Origin of the sequence: Staphylococcus simiae (assembly GCF_002902085.1) — a bacterium.
Taxonomy (GTDB): Bacteria; Bacillota; Bacilli; order Staphylococcales; family Staphylococcaceae; genus Staphylococcus; species Staphylococcus simiae.
On record NZ_PPQR01000120.1, the window covers coordinates 1 to 287 of the forward strand.

Annotated in this window: 1 pseudogene; it reads left to right on the forward strand. The window is 26.8% G+C overall.

The window, feature by feature from the left end:
* Positions 1-287, forward strand: a pseudogene (locus CD113_RS11500) (IS5/IS1182 family transposase); the annotation flags it as partial.

Here is a 287-nt window from a genome sequence, read left to right on the forward strand (position 1 = left end):
ACCTACGGTTATTTACCTGAGTATATTGTCGCTGATGCTGGTTATGGTAGTGAACAAAATTACATGGCTATTATAGATGATTTTAATAGAACACCATTAATTACATATGGAATGTTTATTAAAGATAAAACTAAAAAATTTAAAAGTGACATTTTTAATACTCAGAATTGGGAATATGATGAAATCAACGATGAATTTATTTGTCCAAATCAAAAACGATTAGGATTTAAACGATATGCTTACCGTAACGATAAATATGGTTTCAAAAGAGATTTTAAATTATATGA